Genomic DNA, 24,757 nt, shown 5'->3' with positions numbered 1-24,757 from the left:
CTTTATAGTAAAGCGTTTGCATTCAAATAGAATGCCTGCGTTAGAACAATATAGTTAGCTCTCATGAAATCGGATGCTAGCAACTCTTCTTACTTTTATTCGTTACCCCGACTTATTGAGCCGATACCTCCTGCCTACTTATTTATAAGCCTTAAGATATCTGTTAGTGTCGTTCCTGAGTAATATTGAATATCGGGAGAATGAGAAACTTTATCTACAACGAAGCCAATTTTCATTCCAGATGTATAGGTGACTCCAGAACGGGTAGTTTGTTCAATGCGAATTTCATACTCAACAGGTTGCCCTGGTTTAAGCCAAGAATCAAAGCGATCACCCAAATTGATCTGATAAGCATCCGCCCAGTGAGGATAGGGTCGATGTGGAACAAGTGGGTAAGAAATCTCGCTGACTTTGGAGTTGTTCTGGGACAAAATAATTGTCAATTTAACCGTTTTTAACTCGCCTAGAAGCTTACCTTCATCTAAAAGAGTAAAATTGCGGGGTTCGGGGAAGCGATCAAATCCAATAAATTTAAAACGTCCTAAACGTTTAGGGTGAATACCTCCAGTAATCGCAATTGCGGTTTGGTTTTGCGAGTTATTGAGAATATAATCCAATGTGCCTGGAATATAAAATTGTAATTTCCCTGATTCAGTAATTTCAGCTTTGAGCGGAGGATCTCCTAAATCTTGTGGGCGTTTAACAGTTTGCCAAGACACTTTAAAAGAACTTTGGACGGTTTCTAATAAACGATAACTATCTTGGACATCCGAACCAGTACCAAGTAAACTCCGTAGTCCCGTTTTTTTTGACAAATTTTTCTTGATCAGCCCAATGCTTCGATCAACTAACAGGCTAACGCGATTGCTATAACTAATTTGTTCCTGAGGAATTTCTGTACCCTTGACTAACAATACTTGACCGTAACTACCAGGTTCCCCATCTCTACCGTTGCGTCCCGGTTGACCAATAAGGCCATTCTCACAAGTAAAATTTCTCTGCTGTGATAGACCAATATATTTCCAGCCATAGCGGTAGTTTGGATCTAAATTTGGAAGCTGCTGGGGTCGATTTTGTTGTTCATCATAGAACGCATCGCCCGAACAGCGAAATAATTCTCTTTTAATTTCTTTCCACTCGGCATTAGCTATATTGATTTGTTGCGCCATCAATGCCCAAGTGCAATAGTTTACAGTCCAGCGCGGTTGAGTACAGTTACATCCACTACCTGCTTGTCCGCCCTTTCCTGCAACACCTGCCCTCCCGCCCCGATTACGTAACACCACATTCTTGAGTTGAGATAATGACTCAAAGTAAACAGTAGCATTACCGCCACGACCGCCATGACCGCCATTACCACCATTACCGCCATTGCCACCTTTAGCACCGCATACATTCACTGTTACATCCTGCGGCTGTTGGCATCCAGAAGCTTGTTCACCAGAGGTAGCAGATTCTCCCGCTTCGCCATCTGTACCTGAGAGGTCAATCGGTTGTAGTTGTTCGCTAGCGCGAATTATTTGCTCTGATGCAGAGTTCCCATCTCGTCCAGACCGACCATCTACACCATTTCTACCAGCTTGGCCAAAAGTTTGTACTTCAGCAGCAACAACATTGACAGCTAGACTATTAATAGTTGTTGCCAGAAAGCATAGTTTGAGAATGTACTGAAGTGGCTGATTAATATTCACACAAGTCAAATAAATTAAATAAAACTTTTGATATAGCAATCCTAAATGATTTACAAACTGGGGTTTGAGTTGAGTAAAGCCAGTCATCATTGTTTTGTTGGGTACTTTCTTTATATAAGTGGTTTATTGAAGGCAGTGGTTGCTGCAAACTAACCGCCGACATTTAAACTGGCATTAGAATAATTAATAATAGAGGCATCTGGGGTAATTTAAGCCAACACATAACTTCCAGGCAAAATACTGTTCCTAGTTATAGCGATACTAAAATAAACTTCCTCAACAAGTAAAACGCCAGCTAAATATTACACGCCTCCACAACTATTACCAGTATTAAAGACTAGTCAAGCATCAATCAGGTTACAAAGTTTTTATTATTTAGCAATTAACCTAATAAAATTTCATTCTCAAACTCAAATTTTTCGCAAAAACTTAAAAATTTTACAAACCTTTACAAACATAGCTCTCAAGCTACGATGAACGCTACTCATCCCACTTCATCAGCACCCCATCCATGTAAACAATCCTCCAGCATGGAAACTTTACCAGTAATTTCTTAACGTGAGTTCGACGGAGCTAAAAAACGGCAGGAGGTAGTGCAGGTAAATCTTTTGAGTAAATATCAATCGACGGTTTTTTGGGCAAATAGGTGTAAGCAGCCAGTCCAGCCATCAGATTGACCAAAAAGTTAAAGACACTACGATGTCGAGAGTGTTCTATTTGACACATATTTTTGAGATGGTCATTGACAGATTCAATTACCGCCCGTTTGCGTAAAAGAATTTTATCAATTAGTTTTACCAAACGGTTTTTCATCTTCTTTTTAGATTTGGTAACTAACTCTAAACCTCGCTGATATAACTCCTCAAATAATTTTTGTGAGATATATCCTCGGTCTCCAAACAGTTTACCAATTAAGTCTTTGGTCATATCAGGTACTGGCTTACGGTCATCTACAAAAGCTTGCGTTAGCTTGAATGCCAGTAATTCTCCACAATCGTTAATAATCAAATGAAGTTTAAATCCGAAATGCCAGCCCACAGAATTTTTACCCCATTTCACTAACCCCTTAAAAACTTTATGGGCGTGTGCGCGACAATTGTGACAAACATCTATCGGAGTAGAATCAATAAAACTAATCCCTGTAACCTCTCCTGTGCGTGTATGTAAAAAACAACACAACAATCATTTTACACCAAGGCATTAGTTCCACAAACCTGGTGTAGCTGACCAAGTTGGGAAACGCTCCACGCCAACTTTGTAGCACGTGCAAGGTGTAGAACTCCTTGAAAGTTTTATAACCACTACCGTGAAATGCGATACCTTCGGTAAGCTTCGCTAACGCAATTGTCATCACCTCTGATAAATGCATTTTTGATTTGCTGCGGCGCTCTCCCTTTGTGGATGGTAACTGTGGCACTTGTTGCCACAAGTTCTCCCACTGGTTGCAAAAATCATCTACGTCACAGAAGATTTGTACGATATCGAGGCGAGATACAATGGTAGACATAGCCGAGACCCTCATTTTCCTTAGATATTTTTAGTCTCGGCGTTTTTTTGTGCCTTTTTTGCTCATTCTCAATCAATCTTAGCGATCACCTCCGGTGGGCGCTTCGCGCCATCGCACTTCGCCTGCCCAGTTAAGCAAATTCCTATCTAGCAAGCTTTTTGGGCTTTTCTATCCGTCGAACTCACGTTAATTTCTTAATCACAATCTGTAAGGCAGGGTCATCATTCCAGCATTCCTGCAAAAAGTCAAAACCCGGATTCTCGCCCGAATTCGCCGCTCGATTCAGTCATATTTTATGATCACGGGCAGGAATTTATTAAATTCCGAAATGGTAAAGAAATTCTAGTTGACACTGCTTATAAGTGGGGATGGGAGCGAGTCGCCGATTATGCGTCCCCATTTTCAGAAAATAATTGGTCGCTTGGCGGTATCAATGCAAGAGAATCTTGATCAATACCTTCTGCACAAGAGTAGATAAGCACCGTCAAGTAGCAATCACTTTACCTGCACATATTCTGAGGCAGTGTGATTGTGTGATTGTTAACTCTCCCACTCAACCAATTCACCATCCACGCAAGCGATCGCCCATTGCGGAAACTTCGCCAGCAATTTCTTGATCACAATCTGCAAAGCCGGATCATCATTCCAACACTCTTGCAAAAAGTCAAACCCCGGATTCTGCCCCGAATTTCCTGCTACTTTGAGTTTCTGCATACGCTCCGGTCGCGCATTTGCTCTTGCAACAATCGCCTCATGTGACCATTTTTCAGGATTTGGTACGGGCGCGGCGGAATCTTCGCCTTCATAACAACCTTTCACCTCAACTCCAGAAACTTGATTTTCTCCTAACAACAAACCAGAATAACCATGTTCTACTTGCCCCGGTGTTTGATTAGCGATGGCTACGCCCGCCGCAGGCATCGCTGAATTTAAAGATTTCTCATTTTGTGCAACGGGCGCGGCGGAACAAGTATCTTCATGAGGGTATATCGCTTCAATACCAGAGACTTGGTTTTCAGCGAACAACGAAGCAGATTGACTCAGTGCAGTTCCCACAAGCGTCAGCGTCGTGCAGTCCATTGCCGTAGGCAATTCTTCAAGTTCTGACGCGCTTTCGATATGTGAAGGCGACGCGCCCCTCAAGGGCGCATGAGCCGTCTCCTCTAAACGCGAATTTTCAGTTGGCGCGTCAGAACCAACTACCATACCAACAACCTTAGTTGGTTGTTGGTAGGTAGTTAACGAGTAGTTAAAAACGTTGTTAGGTTTTTGAAACCCTTGCAAATCCTCACTTTTTTGACCATTCTTTTGGAATGATTCCAAATCAGACTGAATTTGTTCCACGCCAGGGTGATTTTCATTCCGTCCGGGCTGGTTTACTTTCTCCCCGGCGTGGACGGCTTTCTCATCACAAGAATTGGTTTCTTCAGACGTGGATGATTCCCAGTAAAAGCGATTGTAATAACCATGAAGGTTACGGACATGGTAGCTAATCAATCCTGGTGTACCAGAGAATGAGCGACCAAACACTTCCTAATTTAAAAAATATCTGATGGATCGGCAGTTTGGAGTTTGCGAATCGAGAACGCTGCTGAAACGCAACACATTGTTGCTGTCAAAGCCAATACAAAAGCAGCACGTCCGATCGTCATTGCCATCGGCAATAATGTAGCTTGACGAGTTATTTGATAAAAACCAAGAGAAAGCACCAAACCAGGGAGAAAGCCCATTGCTGCCAGGATTAATGCTTCTTGAAAGACTACAGAAAGGAGATAATTATCATCAAAGCCGATCGCTTTGAGGGTAGCATACTCTGATAAATGATCAGACACATCGCTGTAGAGAATCTGGTAGACAATCACCGCACCGACGATAAAACCAATCACAGCACCTAGATCGAAAACATAGCCCACAGGTGTACTCGCATTCCAAAAACCCTGCTCTCGTTCGATGAACTCCTGCTTCGACAGCACTCGTACATCGTCTGGCAGTCCTGCCTTTAAATTTTTCATAACCTGTGCTAAATTAGCTCCTGGTTCTAATTGAATCACACCCAACTCAATCAGACCTTTTTCTCGCCGTCGACCAAACAGACGTAGAAAGTTGAGATCACTAGTAATCAAATGACCGTTAACTCCAAAAGATGTACCTAGCTCAAATAAGCCAACTACTTCTACCTCACGATTTTCGATCTCAGTTTTGAAGGGCCCAGTTTGTTGGAACATTTGAGGAATTGGCCCAAATTCTTTCCGCGCCCCTTTATCAAACATGACAGTATCAGGAAATTTTAGCTTGTCTAAATTGGCCTCTACAGAAGGTAGCATCATCACATTGCCATCTGGGTTAAAGCCAATGATAAACATATTCCAAATCTGCTTATTGACTGGATTCTTCCACTGAACGTAGTCCAAATAAATGGGAATAACTGCTTGCACACCCGTGTAGCCAAGTGCCTGATATAAACGCCGTTCTGTGAATTTATCTCTAGAAATTAACGATCTGTAGCGATCGCTAATTAAAAAAATATCACCTTTTAAACTAGTTTGAATCTCTACCGCACCTTCAAATAAAGCACTGCGAAATCCCAACTGTAAAAACATGAGGACATCGGCAAAGGTAATGCCAGCGATCGCCACCAGCATCCTAGCTTTCTCTCTCGATAATTGCAGCCAAGCTAAAGGAATTCGTCGTCTCATAGAAAGATAGCTACCTTGACCTTCATATTCGTAAACCCAGCTACCTTCTGGCTATCTGTTGGAGTTAAGCGAATTTTCACTTCAACAACACGAGAATCAATATTGGCAGCCGGATCGGTGTTCAAAACATCTTTTTTGGCAACTTCCAGTCCTACTTCATCCACCACACCTTGTAATGTTTCAGTTAGAAAACCACCGCTGACATTAGTGATGGTTGCTTGCTGACCTTTGTGAACTTTTGGTAAATCACTTTCGTAGACTTCTGCGATCGCATACATTTGGTTGGTTTGTCCCAATGACACAATACCTTTATTGCTATCAACAATTTCCCCTTCCCATGTATGGATCTTCAAAATCTGTCCTGGCCTTGATGCCCGCACGTAGGCGAGATCCAATTCTGCCTGAGCCTGTTTCACTATAGCCTTAGCGTTGTTAACTTCGGTTTGCGCTACTCGTACATCTATAGGACGGACTTCAGCAATGCGATCAAGTGTAGCTTGAGCTTCTTTGACTTGTTGAGTCAATATTGCAGTAGCTTGGTAAAAATTAATTTTAGCTTCTTTGAGTTGTTGGGCAACCGTCTGAAGAATCAAGCGTTTACTATCACGCAACGAAGTAGAGACAGCACCATCTTGATAGAGCGACTCGTAACGCTGATATTCGAGTTGGGCGTTTTCCGCCTCTGCCTCTAAACGTGTAACATTTGCTTTCTTCGCTGCTGTATCCTCACGTAGCTGCACTTCAAGCCTGCCAATCACTGCCTTTTGAGCCTGAATTTCTCCAATTTTGGCACCAGCTTTAACTTGATCCAATTGGGCTTGGGTAACTTCTACTCGTTGCATTGCTTGCTCTAAAGCAGCTTGGAGACGAGGACGTGAATCCAAAATTGCGATTGCCTGTTTCTTTGATACCCAGTCTCCTTGGTTCACTAATAATTGATCGATTCGGCTACCCTGACTAGAAGCAGTTAGCTGAATCACTTCTCCTTTTGGTTCCAGCCGTCCTAACGCTGTAACTGCCTTAACTGGGGAATCTGTAGCTAGGGGAACAGATGATGATTCGAGATGACGCTTTGAGCGTAAAATGTTGGGAAGAATACCGAGGTTAGTAATGATTGCTACTAAAGTGGCAACTGTGATCGCTACATATAACCACGTAAATTTAGAGGATTTTTCAAAAGCCTTCATTATTACCTTTTAGAAGTGAGTTTGTTCACCTACGCTTATGAAAAAACAACATTCTAGCCTGATTAACCCAGTAGTTACCAATTACAAATTACACACAGCGAAATGGGCGGTTAGAAACCGCGTGCCAGGTACTACCCTGCGGGAACGCTAAGAGCGTAGCTTGCTTTCCCGTAGGGATACAAGTCGGCGGAGCCGATGCCAGTTGCTCATGTGGGAAACCCCCAAGACCGCACTGGCTCGTCTACACAAACAAAACCCACCTCCGTAGATTTCAAGCAGAGCGTCTTTGGCTTTGCCCCTGAATTCTGCTGTAGGTTACGATTACTGCCCAACCTCAGATAATATCTCTGAAAGCTTCACTTTCTGTCCAGAAGAAGGAACTATCAAAGTTTCCGAGTCAAAATGTATCCGAGGTGTTTTGATAATTAATGAAAGTGCTGTTAAGTAAGGCAGCGAAACATATTCATTTGCAAAATTTTCGCGTAAAGCTTGGCTAACTAGAGGCGCAAACTGGTGACTCATGCTGGGAAAAAGATGATGCTCGACATGGTAGCCAAAATTAAGATGTAAAAAAGCTAATACTGGATTAATTGTGACGCTAATTGTATTGTGTAATGGATGATTTACATCAGTGTTAGTGGGACGTAATAAGTGTTGTGTAAGAATGTACGACACATAAATAAAGTTTCCCATTAACATCGGCAAAATAATGATATAAAGACTAGCGCGAGCGCCAATCATAATTCCAAGTAAAGTCCAAAATAAAACCATCAAGATAGTTTCAATTTTTGCCCTCAATCGATTGAACCCAAACTTTTCTGCTAAATCTGAATCTGTCTCGTAAAACCAGAGTACATATTGTCCCTCAAGGGTAAATAAGCAAACAAAGCCGATGTAGCTTAACCAATTATGTGTACCTGGAGTAAACATAGCTCTCAAGCGAGTTATGGAACTTTTAGAGAACGCTTCAATTGTCCCTACAAAATCAGGATCTCGTTCCACAAAATTAGTAAATCCATGATGGCACTGACAATGCCAAAACTTCCATGTTAATGGTGATAAGAAAAATGGAATATATCCCAAATAGCCGAGAAAATATTGCCCAAAATTAGATTCAAAAATTGCCCCATGTAGTGCTTCATGTGCAATAAAACCCCATATTATATATATTTGTCCAATGACAAAAGATAACAACAAGCAAACATACCAAGGTGGAGAATACTGGATAATAGCCCAGGAACAAACTATGACAATAGGTATCAATAAAATAGTAGCAATTCCCCTGATCGGCTGCGGTTTAAATATATCGCTTGGCAATGATTCTCTAAGTTTATTTCTAATTAGGTGTAATTCCATATTGTTGCTTTTCTTCAATCAAAAAGTGTTAATTTTTAACAGAAATAATTCACTCAGCAGAATTTATGATTCAATTCTGTGTAACTGGTAAGTATCGCTTTTTATAATCAAATTAGGTACATCATAGCTTCCAGCTTTCTTACTGGGAGTGGGGTTCTTATCAGGGCAAACGCATCTAAAATACTCTTGATCACGACCAAGATTAAGACCCAACGAAAAATCAGTATTTCCGGCTTAATTTATTTTCCAAGGCTCAAAGTGATCCCTAAAATCTTTGTCAATAAGTAGGGATTAATGAGATTGTTTTTGAGTCCATGAGAATAGACTAGTCTTATTGACATGATGCGTCCGCCCTGGGGTTCTTATACCTCACTCAATACAGAACCCTTTACTTCTGTGTCATCCATGCCATAATGTCTGAAATTTGCGTTTTCTCCCCAGAAGAAGGATTTATTAAAGTTTCCGAGTCAAAATATATCCGAGGAGTTTTAATGGCAGACAATAGGACTTTTAAGTAAGGAAGTAAAACATATTCATCAGCAAAATTTTGGCGTAAAACTTGACTCACTAGAGGAGCAAATTTTGGACTCATACTCGGAAAAAGATGATGTTCTACGTGATAACCACCATTAAGATGAATAAAATCGATTACCGGATGTGTTGTGACGCTGATTGTGTTCCGAAGTGGATTATTTACATTGGAGTTGGTAGGACGTAAAAAGTGTTGTGTGACAATGTATGTTACGTGAGAAAAGTTTGCTATTGCCATCGGCAGAATGATGATATAAAGACTAGCTTGAAAGCCAATCACCATACCAAGGAAAGACCAAAATAAAATCATCAAAATAGTTTCAATCTTGGCTCTCAATCGATTGAATCCAAATTTGCGTGCTAAATCTGAATCTTTCTCATAAAACCAAAGCACGTATTGTCCTTGAAGTGTCAAACCACAAAAAAAGCCGATGTAGCTCATCCAGTTTTGTATCCCTGGATTAAGCATGGCTCTCAAACGAGTTATAGGGCTTTTGGAAAACGTCTCAATTGTCCCGACAAAATCGGGATCTCGTTCGACAAAATTAGTATATCCATGATGACACTGACAATGCCAAAATTTCCATGTTAATGGTGATATCAAAAATGAAGTATATCCCAAATAACCAAGGATATACTGGCCAAAATTTGATTGAAAAATCGAACCGTGTAATGCCTCATGTCCGATAAGATCCCATATAAAATATATTTGACCAATAATAATTGATACTAGTAAGCATAAATACCAAGGTGGAGAATAATGGATAATCAACCAGGAAAAAACTATGACAACAGGTATCAACAGAATAGCAACTACACCTCTCATTGGTTGAAGTTGGAAGACATCACTACTTAAGGATTCTCGAACCTTATTTCTAATGAGATGTAATTCCATATTGTGGCTCCTATGTAATTAAAAATTTACTATCTTGAGTCTTGCTCTGACTTAATTAAATGCCTGAATTACATATGGATAGATTGCCCAGCGTCAATGAGGAGAATACTGCCATTGATGCGTTTAACTTCTTCTCGCAAAAGATACGAAACCATATCAGCAACATCTTCGGGCGTACAAAGTTTGTTACCAAGTGAAATAGATTCCCAATAAGGAATTAGCTTTTCGCTATCAGGCCATTTGTTGATTAGTTCACCGTACACGGGGCCAGAACTAATACAGTTAACTTGTATGTTATATGGCTCAAATTCCATAGCGAGATATCGCGTTAATGCCTCTACCGCAGCTTTAACAGTAGCCATACAGCCAAAATAAGGAATGTAACGATGAGCCGCATTCGTAGAAAGAGTAATAATTTTTCCACCTCCTTGCTTCTTCATTAATTTGGCAGCACGTAGCGCTCCCTGATGAAGTCCAATTACATTCGTGTGAAATGCTTTGTCTAAATGTTCTACTTTAATCTCTTCTAAGGGAGCAAGCATTCCATTAGAAGCATTGCTGATAAAAAAGTCAAGTCTACCAAATTCAGCCTCAATTTTGTCAAAAAGTTGATGAAGTTGTGTTTCATTAGCCACAGATCCCCAAATATGAATAGCCTTACCACCATTGGCTATAATCTCAGCCGCAGTTTCTTCTCCCCTAGCAGTGGAGTGAAAAGAATTAACAATAACAGTCGCACCCAATTCTGCTAGATGGTGGGCAATAACTTTACCTAAACCTCTTCCAGATCCTGTGATTAAGGCAATTTTGTGAGCTAATGGTTTGTTACTTTCTTGATATAGTGATGATGTCAATGATTTTACCTGTTCATTAGCAACAGATAAGGATGATTGTGCAGTTTTTCCAATGCCATTAACTTCGGGTAACGATAATTCAACTTTCACAGGAAAATCGTTGTTGACAACAAACTTTCTAATCGCAACAGCAACATCAGAGATAGTGCGTAGTTGTTGTTGAGGAATATTCAACTGAGTTAGCGGTAGTAATTTATAGTGTTCTCTGAGAACAGAAAATACTTCTCCGAGTTTGACGGAATCAATTCCTAAATCTTCTTCTAAAGAAGCCTGTGCTTCTAAAATTTCTAGTGGATAACGAGTAACTTCAGCAAAGACACGTTGCACATTAGTCAATACAGATATGAAATCGGAGGTAACAGGTGATGATATTGGCTCTAACTGATGATTAGGAATTAATGATGGTTCAATTGCAGCAGGTACAACAAATTGGCTAATGGCAATAGCAACATCAGAGATAGTGCGTAGTTGTTGTTGAGGAATATTCAACTGAGTTAGCGGTAGTAATTTATAGTGTTCTCTGAGAACAGAAAATACTTCTCCGAGTTTGACGGAATCAATTCCTAAATCTTCTTCTAAAGAAGCCTGTGCTTCTAAAATTTCTAGTGGATAACGAGTAACTTCAGCAAAGACACGTTGCACATTAGTTAATACAGATGTTAGCTCAGAGTTAGTAGCTGATAATTGAATATTTTGTATCAACATGAAAAATCTCCTAGTAGTTGAAGGAATTTATTTATGAAGCAAGTTATTTATTTAGCTATCCGACTTTAGCCCTTACTACAGATGTAGCTATATAGACAAAACCCACCGGACTGGGTTATAAACCCTTAATTTTGTGTTAGACGATTGAGGTAATTTTGTTTGTGTATTAACGAATTATCTTCGCGTAATACTTTGAAAATATCCTCTAGGTGAGTATTTAACTCAAAAGCTACCATACTCAAAATTAGATTTGGCATAATGCTAAATGCAGCGTAGGGTACAAATGTAGATTTGGCATAACTAAACTGAAGTTTCAAAATGTGCAGTTGGGGATTAAATTCTATCTCTGGCAAATGTTTTGAGACAGTAAATAAAGATGCATCAATCTTGAGTTCTAAGTTAGCAAAATCGCAAATGTTATTTATTGGCGATATACTTGTTTTCAGGTATGACTCTTTGAGCGTCCATAGGAGTGTATATAGCTGAGAAATGCTTAAGTCATCTTTTATTTGCTGCTGCACCCATAATGTTTCCTGTGTCGAGAAATAAGATTCGTAAAAATCTGGGCGGTGGGAAATAGGCTCCTCCACATCTAAGCCGACTGGCCCAGAAGAACTAAGGCTAGCAATCGCCCAACCGCCAGCATGAGAAATGGAAAGATATATTGTCGAAAGAATATTGCCTTGCCAAAATAACTGTGATGCTCCTTTTAAGCTAAGGTTAGGCGGCAATACTTCAATAGAGCGATACACAATTGGCAAAACTGTAGCAATATCATTGCATCCGAACTTTTGGATGGTTGGTGGCCAGACAAAGTTGGAGTTTGCAAGGTGAGTATTACTCAGATAGCGGCTAAATAATAATTTGCAGATAAGTCTGGCTGTGAACCACTCATGACGCCGCTTGAGATGCTTAAATTGGTGAAAATGAGCCAGTTCTTTTGGGGATAGATAGTCTTCAGCATGGACAGCCAGTTGGCCACCAATATCAATGTGCATGGCAGCAATCCAAGGAAGACATTTAGCAAATTCAGGTAAGTGAGTGGTTAATGGTGGCATGAGTGAGGTTTTTTACACAGGCATTATTTTGATTTCAGGTTTGATTTTTATAGCCGAGCCAGTTGTGTACTTTTTTGTAAACCGATCGCTTCTTCCATCAAAACTAAAACGCGATCGCTCGCATCCATTACTTGCAGCCAATCGCAATAAAGCGTATCCCCAGTCTTGTGAGAGTTAGAACCAACAAGAAATAAATCTTGATGCAGTTGATTGAGTTTCCAATCATTTAAATCAGGTGTCAGAGTAATTTTTTTCCATCCTTGAGGTACAAAGACTGCTCTGGAATCGTTAGTGTCGCCGCTGCTGGTTGCTACTCGCAACATGGCATCAATTAAAATTGCGGGTGTGCAAAAATCAGATGTGAAATGTAGTTGAGTTGTATTCTTTAATCGGAACTTAGCCCGTCTGCGATTAGATCCAATCACAATATTGTTAATACAATCAAAGATACCTTTGAGCCTCACCGGAGAGTTAGGGTGCATATACGGCTCTTGAATCATCTCTCCCTCAAACCCGTTCCAGGTGCCATAACGGCCTACTATCGGTTGGGTATTTGCAGCTAGCCGTATATCCATTTCACAATGAACACAATCTTTTTGTAGTAAAGTTCCATTCTTGTGAATAAAATCTGATAGTAACTTGACGTGGATGACAGTTTCATCATTGTTTTCTACAACAATTATTGCCTGGGTTTTGAGTAATATTTCTTGCTCGTTGAAAAGTTTAATAAATCTCGAAAATTTACTATTTTCAATGGCGATCAGTTGCAGGTTTGGTCTAAGTGCTTGTGCTGCCTGTGTTGCCAACTCTTGTTCAAATGTTGCTGGCATGGTGGGAACATTATTTACAAGATGGTCTAACAGATAAGGAGCGGTTTCAATGCTCACATACCACTGGCGTTCATCGGTAAGTTTTTGGCTATTTACAACGTGTTCTTGATGGGGAATTAAAATACTTTTCTCTGTTTCATTCGTTAGCTTGTTTTCAACTTTTGCAAAACCATTGTTGAAGGTTGGAGATAGATTATTTTCTGCTGTAACTACATCAATTTGATAGTAGTTTTTCTCACCCTCAGTTAATAGCACATTGATAGGTGCAGTAGCTTGTCCATTCAGCAGCAGAGAGAAAAGTTGTTGTCCTTCTTGAGCCTGGATTGCATGAAGTCCTCGTTCTTGAGACAGCACAGCATATTCCGAACCACGGGTCATACCAATACCTGCCCAACCCAGCCAAGCGATAGTTGACCAACTACCAGTCAGAAGAGAACTATCCATGTAGGCTGCAAAGCGATTCATAAATTCATTAGCAGCCCCATAGTCTGGTTGACCATCGTTACCAATGTAGCTGAATGCAGAGGTCAATAAATGGAAGTGGACTTTGTTATTTGGAGGATATTGACGGCAGGCATTGTACAGATTTTTCAACCCAGATAGTTTTGTAGCAAGAATACGTTGAAATTCAGTAAATGTACGCTTGGGCAAAAGTTTAGATGTTTGAATGCCAGCCCCATGAACTACGAGGTCAATTCGTCCATAAGTTTTGACTACTTTTGCTACTACCTGATTTACAGCTTCCACATCAGTGATATTGACATTGACATATTCAAACCGACCTGGCAATGCTGACAGATGTTTAAGGGTATGGTGAAGTTCGCGGGCAGCCTGATAATACTCTATCTGGGCTTTGAGTGCTGGCATTTTTTGCGAGCGATCGCGCATCAATTGTTCTTGGTAAAATTGACTCTCATACTGGGCAAAGCCAGCTTCATCTAGTTCCAAAACCTCGATAGGCACAGATTTTAGGTCAGTACGACCTAGTAACACTACAGTGCAGCCAAAGCGTTGCAGTACTTCTTCCATCAAAACTGCTGTTACACCCCGTCCACCACCTGTAGTGATAACAACAGAATTCTGGTTAAGAATAGGAGTATGGTCTTTGGTCACTTCCGGTAGAGACACCAGCTTGAAAATTTGGCGATCGCCATTTAGGTAAGATACTTCTACTGGCTTACCTGGTTGAGAGTTTAACTCTGTATCTAACTGTTGCCAAGCATCTTTGATACTTGCAGCATCCGTGTTAATACTCTTGCAAATACATTTTGGCAGTTCCCGAGCAACTGATTTGATAAAACCAGCTAGCAAACCAGTGTAGGGGGTAAGTTGTCCGGTTTTCCACGCGTTCAGGCACAGTGTCGCTAGGGCAGTATTTCCAGTTTGTAGCTGGGGGTAAGAGTGGCGGACAACCGCAAACAGTAGGTTGAGCAAGAAATCCGAGTCATCTATTGAGATTAATTGCTCGTCGCTGATGGCATTGAGGTTTTTAATCGCCACAATCGTGTCGTAGCGACTAAAATCTAGTTGTTGAACTGTAGCTTTGATGGCATCCTCAGATGTCAAATCGATTTGGATAGCACCTGCAATCGCTTTGTTGGCTGGACAGGCAACTATATAGTTCAAATCCTTTAGCATCTGAGTTTGAGCTAATGCTGTCCACAACTCAGGCTGGTCTGTTAAGAAGAGAATTTGCCTTTTTTCCAGGGGACGCGGCACATCGATTTTTTCTACAGTAGCCGGAAACAGAGAGGATGTATAAAAATGGGTGGGCGTTTGAAGTAAGGGCTGAGAATTAATATCCTGTGTCCCTAAATATTGTTCGTTTGACGTTTGTTGAGGAGTAGGGAAAGGTGAAAAAGTTATTTGTCCTTGGCTTGCGGATTTCCACTGAACTGCAACTACCTCACAGCTTTGACTAACACGCTCTACAGATCGTGCAATTTCCACGACTCCAGTAGCTCCATAGAAATCTATAGGAATAGTTGAACCCGCTACTTCAACGATAGATTCCTGAATTCCTGATGTATTGACATCCAAGGTAGATAAGATAGGGAATCCGTGAGACTGTGCGATTTCAATTGTGGTTAGTGCTAACATACAGGCTGCTTCTCCTGTAGGCATATCCTTACCTGAAGTATGTGCCCCATGACCAACATAGCCATTTATGCTGCCAGCTAAAATGAGGTCACAGTCGTTACTCATCAGCATCAACTCTGCAATACGTAAGGCTTCTAGTAAGGAATCAATGCCTGCATCGATGACTATGTTAGGCCCGTTGAAATTAAACAGGTTACACACTTGACCAGCAGTAATATTAGGCATTGAACCAATCAAGGTATATGGAGATGAGGGAAGATTGGCTTGCTCGATGGCAGTAAATAGCTTTTGGCAAAGACGCTCAAAATCAATATCTGATTGTGAGAAATGTGCAGGCTTGGACTGTAAAAGCCTCCGGAGTCGATCTAGAAACAGACGCTCGTTGGCGGTAATGCCTCGACCAGTTTTCCCAGGCATCCCAATTACAACTCCAGTTTTACTTTGCAGAGCTAATGCTTTTTCTCCCAGACCTCGGAGTGCTTTTTCAGTTGCCATCACACTGAGATACTGACTGGCATCCATGCGATCTTTCACATCAGGCAATAGCCGTCGCTTGACTGGCAATTGCAGTTCCTCTCGCGCAAACTCCTTGACTCGAACATCCGGGACTGAATTTCCTTGTAGCGCGTTTAACGATGGAAATAAAGTACCAATTCCTACCAAAGCGAGTGGTCTCCGTACAGAATCAGTATTCGGTCTAGAACTGGGACAAAACTGCTGATGGTAATTAGCATCATAAGCTTCAATAATTAAGTTGGCGTTAGTACCTCCAAAACCAAAGCCATTTACTGCTGCACGGCGGGGCTGTCCGGCTATGTTATTCGGCCATGACAGTGCTGTTGTCGGGATGGCTAAGGAAGAACCTTGGAGTTCAATATCTTTATTGGGTGATTGGTAGTTATGCTGAGGTGGAATAGTTTGGGCTTTTAAAGCTTGGCAAACTTTGATAATAGAAGCTGTTCCGGCTACCCAGCCAGTATGACCAATCAAAGCTTTGACGCTACCCAAATAAATTGGCGGTAAATTTGCTTCTCGTTTATTGAACACTTCAGACAGCGACTTAAACTCTGTACCATCGCCAACTGGTGTAGCAGTTGCATGAGCTTCAATGTACTGAATCGTATTCGGATTTATCTGGGCGTTCTCACAAGCTCGCTGACAGGCTAATACTTGACCAACTTTAGTAGGTACATTCACAGCAGCACTCTTACCATCGCTTGATGTCCCAACACCACGGATGACACCGTGGATGCGGTCTCCAGCAGCGATCGCATCAGGCAAGCGTTTGAGTGCTAAAATAGCCGCTCCTTCGCTGAAAACTACTCCATCTGCGGTAGCATCGAAGGGACGGCTACCTGTGCCGGAAAGACCTTTGAACTGAGCAAATAGACAGTTCATCGCTACTCCTGGCGCGAATACACCCCCGGATAGTACTAAGTCGCTTTCATGGTTTTGTAGTAGTTTGATGCCGATGTCAACGGTGTAAAGGGAAGAAGCACAGGCGGCATCTAAGAGTAAGGTTTTTACATGATTTCCTAAAAATTTCTCGACTACGCGCTTGTAACAGAGGTCAGGTGCGAGAAATTCGTGTTCTCCACTTTTACGTCCTAGCAGCGTTTCTAGAGAATTGCTAAAAGCCGCACGCAACTGCTCTGGTTCATCGAGTTGCTCAACGAAGTACTTTAAGCTTTCAGCAAACAGAGCTTCATCGTACTCTTTGATGCCGTCAGCCGTGGAGCCAAGAAGACAATGTACTGTTTTAGTAGCAGATACTTGCTGATGAATAGGATTGAGACACTGAGCTAATGCTTTAGCAAGTAGCTGCTGACCTCTTGTCAACTTGTTGAATTCTTCCAGGCTATACGGTATACCTTTTTCATATTCCACCTGATTGATTCTGCCACTGAGCAAAGTGTAGGTTTTCTCAGCAATCACAGATCCATCAGACATAAAGTCTGGTACTAAAAAGGGATCGATGAGGCCTAAATCGACAATTCCGCTGACTCCATCTTGAATATTTTGCCAGTATTCTTCGGGACTATCTGCTCCAGGTAGCAAGCAACCCATAGAAACAATAGCAATAGGAACGTTAGTAACAAGAGTGTCTGAGTCTGATGATAATGCTGCGGAGCTAAAAGTCGTTACTTCTCTAAACTCCATTTCCCATTTCCCATACCCAAAAGCTTCATCTACAAGGGGACGGACTTTTTCATTAACTTCTGGTGTCGGTTGTGGATCAGATAGCTGTCCAGAATATGTCTGTAGAATGTGCTGCAATCCTTGAATTATATTTCCATCGGGAGACATTACAGACTGGGCGATCGCTTCTGGTTCAGATGGCAAATTCTTTTGCACTAACTTTGTCAACACTCTGCTTGCACCGCACTCGATAAACGAATGGACGCCTTGTTGCTGGAGTACTTTCACAGCTTGAGAGAAGTTAACGACTTGGATGAAATGTGCAGCTAGAGTTTGGGGGAAATCAGTATTTGCACTGTAAAAAACTTTATTTATTGGTGAATATACTGGGATTTTTGGTGTTTGAAACGAGAAGTGCTGTAAACTTGAGCGGAAAGATTCAACTGCTAGAGTTAACAAATCTGAGTGGAAAGGATATCGGCTTTTGAGAAAAGTACAAGCAATACCTTGGCGAACTAGCTCAGATTCAACCTGCTGGAGTTCTGTGTGGATTCCAGACACGACAATTTGCTGTGGATGGTTGATTACCGCTACTGTTAAAGCAGTTTTCTGAATGGCGTTAAAAAGTTCCGTTAACCGTTGGGCACCGCAGGCGATCGCCATCATACCACCAATACTGCTGGCAAAATTACGTAGAACTTGTATCCGTTGGCATACGATTTTGACGCTTGTCTCAAAGTCAAAAACACCGCCAATGGTCAAGGCGGTTAATTCTCCAAAGCTATGTCCGACCAAAATATCTGGGTGCAGTCCTTGCTCAATCAAAAGTTCGGCAATGATGATATTTGTCAATAAAATGCCTATTTGATCAAGGTCTGGACATTGTTGCAGCAAAAACTGATGTTCGTCATTGGACTGAGCTTGGATCAATGTTAAAAAGGAATAACTTAAATAACGTTGAGTTAATTCATCAGCCTTAGTAAATAGCGACCTTTTAGCAGGATAGTTCTGATAGAGAGTTTGTAAAGTCTGGTAATCATAAGCTCCCTGACCGGGGAATGTGAAGACTATTTTATTTTGAGCTAAAGGATTTACTTTTGTAATATTGACTTTATCTAATGTTGAAATATAAGTATCTACAATCTGCACTCCCGAAGGGTCTTTAGCTAGATTTTGACTAGTTATGAGTTTACCTAATTCACAAACTTCTGGCGTGAAAATCTTTTTAATCTCCTTTCCACCTGCTACTACTTTTTCTGCAAACGGCGAATCTAACGACCGCTCAATTAGACCAAAGTTTTGCATCACATAATCACCTAGTACAGGCGGAATAGGAATCAGTTCACCTGTGATTCTGGAAGTGAATACAAGCACTTGATATCCACAACAAACAGGTGTTCCGTCCTCACGAATCACCCGAAAACACAATCGAGTAGTAGACCTTGTTGGCTCATCAAAAGTTAAAAGAATAGCTACACGCTCACCCAGTCCTACAGGTGCCATATTCCGGCTATATCCTTGCTGGGTTAGAATAACAACATCTTGAAAAGTTTCTTTATCAAACAGTCCACCGAAAAAGAAGTGTTCCCGTGCGATACACTGAAATCGAAAGTTAGTCAGATAATGATGAGAACCATAGGCCATTGTGTCTTCAAAATGAATCTGATACGGAACAGCTATGTAGCTCATGTCTAACTCCTTTTAAAGCTTTACCGACCGAAAATATAAACAAGTATTTGAGAACTAGCAGTTTTGTTCAACATCATCATTAGTCAAAAGAAGGATTACTATACTCATCTTGATTTCTAAATTCACTTTCACTAAAAAATATTATCATTTTCCAAAGAAATAGATGAGGCAATATCTATGACAAAGTACCCGGCATAGCACTAAGAAAAACTTGCGCGGCAGAAATTGAAGCTATAGTTAACTTGGATATATTAATAGCTTTATTGCTTAACTAAGCACATCAGCGATTATATGGAACTTATAAATATTTGAATTTCAACCTAAGTAGTTTTTCCCTTCTTACAGGTCGCATATTTGGCCTCGCAACAATCGCCTCATGTGACCATTTTTCAGCGCTGGTGACAGGTGCGGCGGAACTTTCACCCTCATCAACTGTTTTGATTTCTACACCCGAAACTGAATTTTCAACTAACAACGTAGCAAAATAATCTTGTTCTACCTGCCCCTGAGTTTGATTAGCGATCGCTGAACTTAAACAAAATTCATTTTGGGCGACGGGCGCGGCGGAACAAGTAGCCTCATGAGAGTCTCTCACTTCCTCATCACAATCATTGATTAAACAAATTGGCAGAACATGAGCAGAAGTTAAATGCGAGAGGGCTTCCAGTCTGCTTAATTTTGTTGTAGCAAAATAGACCATCAAGGTATAAAGGGGAGGTTACAGATTCAAGCGTAATTAGTGCTTTGTCGCCTCAATTTCATAACATCGCAAAATTAGAGGCTTAAGTCTATCAAAATCATTTACTGAATCAATTTTTATTTTAGACACCATCTCAGAATTAATCCAGGCACATCTTGAATCACAAAATCAGGCGCTAATATCTTTGCTTCATCAGCACTTATCCTAGCAATAAAACTTTTCTTGCCTGATGATAGATATAATCGCAAAAACCACCATGTTGTTTTACCGAGATTAATCCCAAAGTAAGAAACAGTGTCTCTATGTTGGATACCAATATTGAATTTAGTAGAAGTTTGTGTGATTGCTTGAATTCTGTTAAAGGCCGCTAATTCTTCCTGGGTTGTAATAACATCGGCTTTTTCTTCAGCATCTAAATTGTTATCAATATCTGGGTCTATATGCTCTGAACGTGTCAAAGGTTGGTCATCAGCAGGATGAGTCATTTCTTGATTGACAGACCGAGTAATCAAAGATAGTAAACTAGATTGGAGCGAACGTTTAACAATAGGCTTAAATCTATTAATTACTCGTGCATTCACTACACTGCCTCGAAAATCAAATTTTGGTGCAACTGTACCAAGTTCTTTAATTAAAAAATGAACAAATTTATCTGAAGGAGATACTAAAAGCCCATCTATTAACTCACTTATCCCTTGGGAATAAAGCATTTCTTCAGCATCATTTTTAATGCTAGACGCATCAAAATTATCTCGGTGAAAAAGTTTAAGATTTTCTACATCTTTTGAGGTGTAGTCTAGGATGTTGAAGGTGAAAAACGCTTCCTTATCCATCATGTGAAGATTTTCTAAATCAGTAAAAAATCGATATTCAACCCCATTGGTAACAACGCTAATTTGAACAGTTAAAATAGCATTGAAATAACTTCTAAGTTGTCCGTCGTGTATTTCTGGTTTTTCTTTACAAGACTTCGCTTCAACCAGCATAACGATGTTGCTGTTAATTGCGATTGCATAGTCTACTTTCTTTGGTTGTTTTACTCTTGTAGGGGTGCCAAAATCCGCGAAATATTCGTGTCTAACTTCGCTTGGATCGGTAATGTCGTAGCCTAAGATACTTAAAAATGGAGAAATAAAAGCTGCCTTGGTGTTTTCTTCTCCTATAACGATAGGAAGGTTTTTATTAACTTTTTCGGATAATTTAACTAAATCTTCTGCGAAACCCATACTGTAAAGATGTGTGATACTTTTGATCTAATAAAAGTATTCCTAGGTTTCCCCAGTAACTATCACTTGTTTGTTAGGCTCGATCCGAAAGCAACGACGCAGTTGACTTATGCTTCGTGAAGGCAGTAGTCGGAAAGTTACCTATTGCATGGATCAGCCGTCTAATATTCCTGTGACAATTCGTAACTAAGAGTTTTTGCTGCGATGCCCACAATATATCTTGTATGGGAATAATCACATGAACTAAACTTTTATTTCTCCTGTGCTTTCTTGATGGCATAAAGCAGTGCTTCAAGATATTCCAGGCGTGTTAGGCGAAACTCCCCATTGTTGCAATGGGTGGTGTGTCCGAGACATTTCAAGTGTAGGAAAATACAATACGAATAGTAGTATAAGGGTTGAATGGCACTAAGATAAGCGCAAATTCCTTATTTATAAGGCTTTTGGGTGTACTGAGGAAGAAGTTTTTTCGCTATTCATTCCACTTCACCAACTCCCCATCCACAAACGCAATCCCCCACTGCGGAAACTTCGCCAGCAATTTCTTGATCACAATCTGCAAAGCGGGGTCATCATCACAGCATTGTTGGAGGAAGTCAAAACCAGGATTTTCCCCAACCAGAGAAGCCATCTTCAGTTTCTCCATTCGCGTTTAAACTACATAAGTAGCGGAACTTCGCCGATTTCGATGATGCAATGATTTCTTTACGTGCAAATGCAAATAGAGTTGTTAACTCAATAATTACTAGAAAGCTTCCTTCTGAATTAGTAACCTTTAAAAAGTTTTTTTCTTCGTCTACATCTGTGTTTGCTTTTTATCCCCCATCTATTTTTCCTAAAGGGCTATCGATTCCTACAGGTTTAAAAATTCAAAAAAGACCGGTTACGATTGTGACTAATAATAAGGCAGATCGACTATTCGACATGGGCATGGTGTTAAAACCAGGCAAAGATATTAGTCTCCAGTTCTTCAGAATGGACTATGGAGCCTTTAATCACACACCTGAGGGAGATGGCAAAAATCATGATGTTTGGCAAGATGGACAGTTTCATTATCATGTACCTAGAAACTAAGAGTATAAAGTTATGTATTACATAACCTTTTTCATTGACTATCGCCCACTATTAATAGAAAGGCTAAATTCTTTTTTAAAGGATAATCTTTCTGATGTTTGGATTTGTGTCGATCAGCAAGAAAATCGGTTACAATCTTTAGATAATTTACCAATACACTCAGGCTATTGGTATCCTCAACCTTGGTATATACATGGTTCATTTCTAACTAAATCTGACGCTCAAAACTTCCCAAGTATACCTGTATATACTAGTTCTAAACACAAAACTTCATTTAAGGAAATTGACGCGTCACTAAATTGGCTTTCAACCAAATATTCGTGGTCTATTTTCCCTTGGGCTGGACCAAAAAGATTTTTAAGTTTTGGCTTTTTATCAAAAGAACCTCATCTTTTTGACCGATTTCTTAAACACTTATCTAGTCCACTGAATCAAACAGGAAATTTGAATAATCCTCAGATTTATAATACAGTTATTTCAAGCTATGAAAATACAAGATATTTTAGTCACTTAATCAAAGCTATACTCTTTAGTGGTTATCAAAAACCAGCTTTACGGCTTTGGGACATCTGTAGATGTGAAGTGACACCACTTTGGTTAATTACTGATTTATTATTCGATGAAGAGACATTTTCTACCTTTTCATGGGAGGAAGCTAAGTATCAATTTATTCAGTCTTTAACTTTGAGAATAAAGCCAGACAGACCATTGAAAGTTTATCAGCCACTTGATAGAAAGTCTTTTGAATCTATGTGTATGTTATCTACACAAGAACCAGATACGTTTATTTTTGTTTCGCAAGGCACAGATTTGGAATTTTTGCAAAATGTGCTAGAAAAAACAGAAAACTATAATAGCTATTCTGATTTGATTTATCTTCAAGATATTATTTCAGCCAGTAGGTGGTTTTATGGATTTGATAGAGACAGAGTAGACTATGGAAATTCTCTCTTTGTTGCTCAAGATAGTAATTTGCTACATAAATTTAATGAACTTCATTGGGATGATGATTATCAATTAATATCATGTTTTTAGTTTTTTACTAAACAAGTTCTATCATCCTTAATATGCTTAATTTATCAACATACCATACTTTATAAAACAGTGTATTGTAAGCAATACCCTGTTTTCGATTCATGGGCAGACAACTGGCTAAGAGCCATGAATGAAGAAATTCATTTGGAATCACTGGGGCAAGGATAGTGAAATGCCGCAGTTTCCAAATTGGGGTAATGATGTACGTAATCGGCTGGTTGTTGACGTATTTTATGATACTGGGCAAGAATTCATCCAATTCACCAACGGCAAGGAAATGTTGTTAGAGACGGCTTGGCGTTGGGAATGGAAACGAGTATTGCAATATGCTAGTAGTTGAAGTGCGATCGCTACTCATTGCACTTCACCAACGCCCCATGAACAACTGCTACCCTCCACTGCGGAAACTTCGCCACCAGTTTCTTGATCACAATCTGCAAAGCCGGATCGTCATTCCAGCACTCCTGCAAAAAGTCAAAACCCGGATTCTCCCCCGAATTCGCCGCTCGATTCAGTTTTTCCCTTCTTACAGGTCGAATCTTCGACCTTGCAACTATCGCTTCATGTGACCACTTTTCAGCTTGTGACACGGACGGCGCGGAACTTTCGTTTTCTTGATCCGCTTTCACTTCAACACTAGAGACTTGGTTTTCTCCCGATATAGCACTTCTGGCAGCTATGAAGTACATCCTAAAAGCTGAAAGCAATGATAGGAGAGGGGCAAGGAGAAAACTATATTGCATAATAGCCGAAAGCGCTGTAACGAGGGTCTTAACACCCAAATGCGAAAAAGGCAATAAGGCTATTCAACCAACAATCCAACCTTCTGGAGACACTTGCGTGGGCGGGTTCCCCGACTTGAGCAAAGCGTCATCCTCCTGCCCTCAGCAAGAACTGCCTTCCTCGCGCAGCGAGATAAATTTTTGTAAATTTAGAGTAGCTGGTGCGTAAAACTTGCAATGAATTAACTGATTTATATGCAAGTCCTAGTGGAAGCAGAGCTAGCAGCTTCAGAAAAATCGTTAACAAATTCATAGCAGGAATCAAGACATATGACATTAATTTTAGGTAGCGAATCAAACGACCAACTACAGGATACAAGTAATAACGACTCGATCTTTGGCTTTGGTGGTAATGATTATTTAGTGGGGATTGGTGGTAACGACTTTTTAGATGGAGGGGCTGGTGACGATAGCTCTTTTTTGGATGGAGTTAGTTTATCTGGAGGGTTATATGGTGGAAATGGCAACGATATTATATTAGGCGGAGAGGGCAACGACGCATTGTTTGGTTCTGTTGGTAGTGATATTTTAAATGGCGGATGAGGTGATGATATTATTGATGGGATTGGGGAGGCTTTTCGAGGTGTCGGTTATAATCCTTCCCAATACGGAAGTCAGGATATTGATGTTCTCACAGGTGGTAGTGGCGCGGATAGCTTCATACTTCAGGGTAGCAATGGGCGTTCTCCTATAGGTGCCTCT

Annotated in this window: 17 protein-coding genes and 1 pseudogene; 5 read left to right on the top strand and 13 right to left on the bottom strand. The window is 40.5% G+C overall.

The genetic code is table 11. The features are described 5' to 3' along the window. Nucleotides 1–134: 134 nt before the first annotated feature. The 13 genes and pseudogenes from H6G96_RS36610 to H6G96_RS36550 all read right to left on the bottom strand — a co-directional run bounded on the left by H6G96_RS36610 (nt 135) and on the right by H6G96_RS36550 (nt 21,795). Nucleotides 135–1,781, bottom strand: coding sequence for a hypothetical protein (locus tag H6G96_RS36610; RefSeq protein ID WP_190918920.1), 1,647 nt, complete (start codon nt 1,779–1,781; stop codon nt 135–137). Nucleotides 1,782–2,264: 483 nt separating this feature from the next. Continuing rightward, nucleotides 2,265–3,198: pseudogene (locus H6G96_RS36605) on the bottom strand (IS982 family transposase). Between the two features lie 540 nt (nt 3,199–3,738). After that, complete coding sequence (locus H6G96_RS36600) at nt 3,739–4,728, bottom strand: hypothetical protein (RefSeq protein WP_242063572.1); 990 nt, start codon at nt 4,726–4,728, stop codon at nt 3,739–3,741. Nucleotides 4,729–4,736: 8 nt separating this feature from the next. Next, a complete protein-coding gene (gene devC / locus H6G96_RS36595) occupies nt 4,737–5,894 on the bottom strand; it encodes an ABC transporter permease DevC (protein ID WP_190918918.1) in 1,158 nt (385 codons plus the stop codon). After that, entirely contained in the window at nt 5,891–7,081 is a 1,191-nt protein-coding gene (locus tag H6G96_RS36590) for an ABC exporter membrane fusion protein (protein WP_190918916.1), read from the bottom strand. Before H6G96_RS36590 ends, devC begins: the two co-directional genes overlap by 4 nt. A 321-nt stretch (nt 7,082–7,402) precedes the next feature. Further along, nucleotides 7,403–8,437 (bottom strand): acyl-CoA desaturase, encoded by a 1,035-nt coding sequence (locus H6G96_RS36585; protein ID WP_190918914.1) that lies wholly within the window; start codon nt 8,435–8,437, stop codon nt 7,403–7,405. Between the two features lie 388 nt (nt 8,438–8,825). After that, a complete protein-coding gene (locus H6G96_RS36580; protein ID WP_190918912.1) occupies nt 8,826–9,863 on the bottom strand; it encodes a fatty acid desaturase in 1,038 nt (345 codons plus the stop codon). A gap of 68 nt (nt 9,864–9,931) precedes the next feature. Then, nucleotides 9,932–11,422, bottom strand: coding sequence for an SDR family oxidoreductase (locus tag H6G96_RS36575; protein WP_190918910.1), 1,491 nt, complete (start codon nt 11,420–11,422; stop codon nt 9,932–9,934). A 125-nt stretch (nt 11,423–11,547) separates the two neighbouring features. Next, entirely contained in the window at nt 11,548–12,480 is a 933-nt protein-coding gene (locus H6G96_RS36570; RefSeq protein ID WP_190918908.1) for a 4'-phosphopantetheinyl transferase superfamily protein, read from the bottom strand. 47 nt (nt 12,481–12,527) lie between these two features. Next, nucleotides 12,528–19,238, bottom strand: a complete 6,711-nt coding sequence (locus H6G96_RS36565; RefSeq protein WP_190918905.1) for a type I polyketide synthase — start codon at nt 19,236–19,238, stop codon at nt 12,528–12,530. Nucleotides 19,239–19,536: 298 nt separating this feature from the next. Continuing rightward, nucleotides 19,537–19,941, bottom strand: coding sequence for a hypothetical protein (locus H6G96_RS36560; protein ID WP_190918903.1), 405 nt, complete (start codon nt 19,939–19,941; stop codon nt 19,537–19,539). Nucleotides 19,942–20,054: 113 nt separating this feature from the next. Next, entirely contained in the window at nt 20,055–21,164 is a 1,110-nt protein-coding gene (locus tag H6G96_RS36555) for a type I restriction endonuclease (RefSeq protein WP_242063571.1), read from the bottom strand. Between the two features lie 472 nt (nt 21,165–21,636). After that, nucleotides 21,637–21,795 carry a hypothetical protein gene (locus H6G96_RS36550; RefSeq protein ID WP_190918923.1) on the bottom strand — a complete coding sequence of 53 codons (159 nt, stop codon included), beginning with the start codon at nt 21,793–21,795 and terminating at the stop codon, nt 21,637–21,639. 65 nt (nt 21,796–21,860) lie between these two features. Between H6G96_RS36550 and H6G96_RS36545 the strand changes: the two genes are divergently transcribed. From H6G96_RS36545 to H6G96_RS36525, 5 genes are all read left to right on the top strand, one after another. Continuing rightward, the gene (locus tag H6G96_RS36545) at nt 21,861–22,238 is read left to right on the top strand and encodes a hypothetical protein (protein WP_190918900.1); all 378 of its coding nucleotides are present in this window, start codon (nt 21,861–21,863) and stop codon (nt 22,236–22,238) included. Between the two features lie 12 nt (nt 22,239–22,250). Continuing rightward, on the top strand, nt 22,251–23,273 hold the full coding sequence (locus H6G96_RS36540; RefSeq protein ID WP_190918897.1) for a hypothetical protein: 1,023 nt from the start codon (nt 22,251–22,253) through the stop codon (nt 23,271–23,273). A gap of 130 nt (nt 23,274–23,403) precedes the next feature. Then, nucleotides 23,404–23,613 (top strand): hypothetical protein, encoded by a 210-nt coding sequence (locus tag H6G96_RS36535; RefSeq protein ID WP_190918894.1) that lies wholly within the window; start codon nt 23,404–23,406, stop codon nt 23,611–23,613. Further along, nucleotides 23,600–23,842 carry a hypothetical protein gene (locus tag H6G96_RS36530; protein ID WP_190918891.1) on the top strand — a complete coding sequence of 81 codons (243 nt, stop codon included), beginning with the start codon at nt 23,600–23,602 and terminating at the stop codon, nt 23,840–23,842. Before H6G96_RS36535 ends, H6G96_RS36530 begins: the two co-directional genes overlap by 14 nt. A gap of 483 nt (nt 23,843–24,325) precedes the next feature. Continuing rightward, on the top strand, nt 24,326–24,598 hold the full coding sequence (locus H6G96_RS36525) for a hypothetical protein (RefSeq protein ID WP_190918889.1): 273 nt from the start codon (nt 24,326–24,328) through the stop codon (nt 24,596–24,598). Nucleotides 24,599–24,757: the final 159 nt, after the last annotated feature.

Source organism: Nostoc sp. FACHB-892, assembly GCF_014698795.1.
In the GTDB taxonomy this organism is placed as follows: domain Bacteria; phylum Cyanobacteriota; class Cyanobacteriia; order Cyanobacteriales; family Nostocaceae; genus Nostoc.
The sequence above is the reverse complement of the archived record's forward strand: the minus strand, read 5'-3'. Positions and strand labels throughout refer to the sequence as shown.

Coding starts and splice junctions, on each gene's coding strand:
- H6G96_RS36580 (WP_190918912.1), bottom strand. CDS start 9,863: ATGGAATTACATCTCATTAGAAATAAGGTTCGAGAATCCTTAAGTAGT.
- H6G96_RS36550 (WP_190918923.1), bottom strand. CDS start 21,795: ATGGCTTCTCTGGTTGGGGAAAATCCTGGTTTTGACTTCCTCCAACAA.
- H6G96_RS36565 (WP_190918905.1), bottom strand. CDS start 19,238: ATGAGCTACATAGCTGTTCCGTATCAGATTCATTTTGAAGACACAATG.
- H6G96_RS36525 (WP_190918889.1), top strand. CDS start 24,326: ATGACATTAATTTTAGGTAGCGAATCAAACGACCAACTACAGGATACA.
- H6G96_RS36555 (WP_242063571.1), bottom strand. CDS start 21,164: ATGGGTTTCGCAGAAGATTTAGTTAAATTATCCGAAAAAGTTAATAAA.
- H6G96_RS36590 (WP_190918916.1), bottom strand. CDS start 7,081: ATGAAGGCTTTTGAAAAATCCTCTAAATTTACGTGGTTATATGTAGCG.
- H6G96_RS36585 (WP_190918914.1), bottom strand. CDS start 8,437: ATGGAATTACACCTAATTAGAAATAAACTTAGAGAATCATTGCCAAGC.
- H6G96_RS36540 (WP_190918897.1), top strand. CDS start 22,251: ATGTATTACATAACCTTTTTCATTGACTATCGCCCACTATTAATAGAA.
- H6G96_RS36535 (WP_190918894.1), top strand. CDS start 23,404: ATGAAGAAATTCATTTGGAATCACTGGGGCAAGGATAGTGAAATGCCG.
- devC (WP_190918918.1), bottom strand. CDS start 5,894: ATGAGACGACGAATTCCTTTAGCTTGGCTGCAATTATCGAGAGAGAAA.
- H6G96_RS36575 (WP_190918910.1), bottom strand. CDS start 11,422: ATGTTGATACAAAATATTCAATTATCAGCTACTAACTCTGAGCTAACA.
- H6G96_RS36530 (WP_190918891.1), top strand. CDS start 23,600: ATGCTAGTAGTTGAAGTGCGATCGCTACTCATTGCACTTCACCAACGC.
- H6G96_RS36610 (WP_190918920.1), bottom strand. CDS start 1,781: ATGATGACTGGCTTTACTCAACTCAAACCCCAGTTTGTAAATCATTTA.
- H6G96_RS36570 (WP_190918908.1), bottom strand. CDS start 12,480: ATGCCACCATTAACCACTCACTTACCTGAATTTGCTAAATGTCTTCCT.
- H6G96_RS36545 (WP_190918900.1), top strand. CDS start 21,861: ATGATTTCTTTACGTGCAAATGCAAATAGAGTTGTTAACTCAATAATT.